The following is a 4,503-nucleotide window of genomic DNA, read 5'->3' as shown; positions in this document are numbered from 1 at the left end:
ATGGGTCGCATCAGCTACGGGGCATAGAAATCTATAAGGGCCGACCCATCTTCTATGGACTTGGTAATTTTTTCGAAGACGACCTCGGGACCCCGTCCGGCGCCGACATGTTCGACGAATATGCTAAGGACCCACGAGTTGACACGGACGCCGAGGTGAAAGTCGCGGAAATGGCGGGAACATTTACACACCCGCTCTTCTACGAAAGCATTGTCACCGTCAGCCATTTCGAGCTGAACCAGCTTGCCGAATTGCGCCTATATCCGATCGAACTCGGGCACTCGAAGAGGTTTGCAAACCGCGGCGTGCCAAGTCTCGCACCCACGCAGCAAGCGAAAGCCATTCTCGAGCGTCTGCACACACTCTCAAAGCCATTTGGGACCGAGATCGGCATCGAGGACGACGTTGGAGTGATCAGATTGGGTCCGACCTCGCCGCGAACACGCGGCCCGGCTGCGCCGAACATGCTTTGACCTCCGCGCATGCAAGTCAACTTATATGAGAAGCGTCAATACGGAATTGTGGTCAGGGTGACATTTTTTGCTTTCCGGCGTTTTGGTATCTATGGTCTGAGCCCGATTGCATGACGCGGCTCGTTCCCGAGCCAGATCCAACTTATATACGGTCGCTGTTTGAAACAGCGGTACCAACATCCCGCTTGCGGCGGACAAGGGCTCAGGAAGACGAGACCATTCTGGATTACGGCATTTCAAGCCAAGGTTAACGTCGGTTCGTCCACCCGGATCCGCCAGGACTGATCGGGTCCTGGAAGATTGCAGAATTCAGTCTGATGGCTAACGGATCAGGCGGTCTTCATGATCGCGCCCTCGATGACGACGCCGGCGTTGACGTGTCTCCACAGCGCGACGAGCAGTTTGCGGGCGAGCGCAACAATCGTCGCCTTCTTGAGACGGCCGCCGTTGTAATTGACCCGGTCCTCGAACCACAAGGTGAGCGCTGATCGCGGTCGATGGCGCCAGAGCCAGGCGAGTTGGATCAGCGTCGTTCGTAGCCTTGGATTGCCGGCTTTCAAAACCCCCTGGTCGTGGTCGACCGAGCCGCTCTGCCAGGGTGACAGCGCAAGGCCCGCATAGGCAGCAACCTGTCGTCGGTTGTCGAAGTGACGCGACAGCCCCTCCGACCACAAGACAGCGGCAAACTCCGGCCCGATGCCTTTCAGATTGAGCAGCATCGCCGGTGCTGGCGAGACGACCGGCGCAGCAGCAAGCATGGCATCGCGCGCGGCCTCGATCGCTTTGATCTGCTTGAGCAGCAGTTCGAGTCTGTCAAGTTCCCGGCCGATCTGCGCCTTCAGATGTGCGAGCAGTGTACGGCGCCTCCAGTTGCTTGCGCCGGTCGCGGCGCAGCGGCTCGTAGCCGGATAAGCCCTGACTGGACAGCAGGCCGCCCTTGATACGGTTGACGTGTCGCACGCGCTCGTTCGTCAAGGCCTTGCGCTCACGCGAGAGACGGCGGCGGTCTTCCTCCTCCGGCGTCGGCATCCCGACCATTGCACACACCCGCGGCTCGCCTCGCTTGTAGGCCAGCAACGCCCGGACCAGCGCCTCCCCGTCGATCTTGTCGGTCTTGGCTCGGCGTCGCCGGCGCGAGGTCGCAACCGATGCCGGATCGACGACGTGACTTTCTATCCCCTCGGCCTGCAGCACGCGATCGATCCAGAAGCCATCGAGCCCGGCTTCCTCGATCACGATAGTCGGAAAGCATTTCCCGGTCCGCGCCTGCGCCCTCCTGTTGAGTTCGGCAAACCGCGCCAGCATGCCGGCGACATCGCTGGCCGCCACCGCATGTTTCGACATCTTCGCGCCGCCACCCGGCGACAGCGAGGTGATCAGCCCTTTCGAGCGGCTCAGTTCCAACGAGACGAAAATCGCCAAGATCAGTGCGGATAGCGGTCGGCGCTTCGGATCGGTGAGCTGCAACGGGCATGCTTGTCTCCAGGGTAAGGTGTTGATTAAGCGACCTCACTTTGCCACAGCGCAGGTTGCTATCCACCCTCCTCATAGGATCTGGATTGGCAGACAGAGCGCAATAGGACGGAGCAACGTGGCGGGCGCAGACGATATTCCATGTTCGCCAGCGACGTTGGGGAATATAGACCCGCCGGATCGGCTGTGGCCGGTAGCCACCGGTGTGGACCCGTTTGCAGAGATCGCGGAGGTTGTCAGTCACCCGCCCTTCGTACTTCGCCACGGTTATCCCATCGAGCCCAGCACTCGCCTGCCGCTTCTGTTGCCGGAACGCCCGATACAGGGCGGCCTCGTCGACATGATGCAGCAGGGCCGTGAACCGAGTTTGGGCAGTCTGCTTGGCCGCCGCGTTCACCCGCTCGAGGTTCGGCGGCAAGGCAACCCGGCTCTGTGTCCGGACCTTGGATTCCTCGCGCAGGCTCCCCTCAGGCTGCTCCTTCCCTCCATGCGTCTCTTTTCCTTCCATCAGGTGGTGTAGCTCGGTGGTTATGAAGCCGCTCGCGAGCGCGCCCTCCACGAGCGCTGTAGATGCTATGGGCGGCGGCGAGCGTGTGGCACCCTCAGCGCTGTTGAGCAGCTACCTAAGGAGCGCCCCATGTCACCATCCTTTGATGCAAGCAAATCCCTTACCGCCCTTGATCAGGACAGCACGTTGGTCGCAGTGATTGAGATGAGCCAGACAAAGTGGCTCATAGCTGCGACGGTCCCTGGCTTTGAACGTAACCCTCTCAAGAAGCTCGATGCCGACCCGGATTCGGTGTTCAGGCTGTTGCGCCGCTGGCGCAGCGAAGCCATCCAAGCCGGGCGTGAAGTCCGGCGCATCGTTGTCGCCTATGAGGCTGGACGCGACGGCTTTTGGTTGGCGCGCTGGCTCCAGGCGCGCGCTGTCGAAGCTTATGTCATACATCCATCGAGCGTCGCGGTTTCCCGTGAACATCGGCGTGCCAAGACTGATCGCCTCGATACCGCTGCTGATGCGGGCCTTGCGCGAGAAAGGTCTTGCGCGGGCCGGCAATGCTCGCGTCCGTTATGGCGATGGCCGTGGCGGCACGCGCAAGACGATGATCGTGGCTTTGGCGCGCAAGCTGCTGATTGCATTCTGGCGACTTGTCACGACCGGCGAGATCCCGAAGGGATTGTCCTGCGTCCGGCATAAAGCTTGGAGGAACGTGCGACAGAACGAGCATTGAAGCTTGGCAGCTGAGATAGCGTCTGCTGATAACGACCCGAGGTGGTGGTGATCCCGGTCGCTCACATGGCTTACGGCGCCGCGCTGTAGAATGGGCCCACCGCCCGGAGCTTCGCCGGCGATGCGTATGGCTGCATCATGGTTTTTGATCCGCGAGGATCAACCGCTTACAAGCTTGCGGCGCGTTTACGGCGCCTGATGGCGAGCTTCCTCGGTTTGCAAGTTGTAGACCTCTACGAACAAGCACCTGCCGGCCCAATGTGACGCTGCCGCCGCACGCAGCGACCATGGTTGTTGACGCCAACCCATTTCGGAAGGACCACCGGTGACCGACGAGGATGAACCTGCGCACGCTCGTGGAGACGACCCCGGATGCCGATCTCCTGCGCGAGATGATCGGCTTTGCCGCCGAGCGGCTGATGGAAATGGAGGTGGGCGCGGCCACCGGCGCCGGCTATGACGAGAAAAACCCGCTGCGGCTCGCCCAGCGCAATGGCTACCGCGACCGGGATTGGGAGACGCGGGCCGGCACGGTCGAGCTGCACATCCCGAAGCTCAGGAAGGCAAGCTACTTCCCGGGTTTTGTCTACAACGCGCCACATGGCCGAGAAGGCGCTCACCGCCGTCATCCAGGAAGCTTATGTGCAAGGCATCTCGACCCGCTCGGTCGACGACCTGATCAAGGCCATGGGCATGAGCGGCATCTCCAAAAGCCAGGTCAGCCGGCTGTGCGAAGAGATCGACGGCAAGGTCAAAGCGTTCCTTGAAAGACCCATCGAGGGCGACTGGCCATATCTGTGGATCTACGCCACCTACCTGAAGGTGCGCCGCGGCGGCCGCATCGTCTCGGTCGCCGTTATCGTCGCCGTCGGCGTCAATGCGGACGGCCGGCGCGAGATGCTGGGCATTAGATTGGCACGTCGGAGGCCGAGCCGATCTCGAACGGTTGACCGGAGCAGGGTCAATCGTTGGTAACGTCCACTGCGAACTGACCGGGTGTGTCGCTCTGCCGCGATCGAGAAGTAACCTGCCATCCGGTTCGCTCATTACCAGGCGCTGCCGATCGCAGTGAAGCGCTTGGATAACATTTTGGGTTGACGCTATCGTGCTGGCGACTTTGCATCAAACACGGGCCGATGCTGGGTTGACGTGGCGACACCGGACACGATGGCTCTTGGTTCAGCGTGACCGACCGACGCCCTTTGATCATGCAGACGAAAAATGTTCCTTTTTTCATCGATTCGTTCCATTTGCGCGTAGGCAGCGTGAAGACGCAGATTTGCTGCGTTGATGTAGGGATAATTCGTACAATGCGACCCGTGGACG

Annotated in this window: 1 protein-coding gene and 4 pseudogenes; 3 read left to right on the top strand and 2 right to left on the bottom strand. The window is 61.0% G+C overall.

Annotated elements, in window-relative coordinates:
- Positions 1–473: pseudogene (locus tag AC0L28_RS34335) on the top strand (CapA family protein); the annotation flags it as partial.
- A gap of 329 nt (positions 474–802) precedes the next feature.
- On the opposite strand, the pseudogene AC0L28_RS34330 reads toward AC0L28_RS34335, so the two are convergent.
- Positions 803–1,947: pseudogene (locus AC0L28_RS34330) on the bottom strand (IS110 family RNA-guided transposase).
- 636 nt (positions 1,948–2,583) lie between these two features.
- Here AC0L28_RS34330 and AC0L28_RS34325 point away from each other — a divergent pair.
- Positions 2,584–2,955: pseudogene (locus AC0L28_RS34325) on the top strand (IS110 family RNA-guided transposase); the annotation flags it as partial.
- A 560-nt stretch (positions 2,956–3,515) separates the two neighbouring features.
- Positions 3,516–4,112 (top strand): annotated as a pseudogene (locus AC0L28_RS34320) (IS256 family transposase); the annotation flags it as partial.
- Positions 4,113–4,277: 165 nt separating this feature from the next.
- Here AC0L28_RS34320 and AC0L28_RS34315 read toward each other — a convergent pair.
- Positions 4,278–4,503: hypothetical protein (locus tag AC0L28_RS34315; RefSeq protein WP_473482896.1), on the bottom strand; the 226-nt coding region annotated here is incomplete at its 5' end.

The organism is Mesorhizobium sp. WSM4847 (assembly GCF_055811335.1).
The sequence above is the reverse complement of the archived record's forward strand: the minus strand, read 5'-3'. Positions and strand labels throughout refer to the sequence as shown.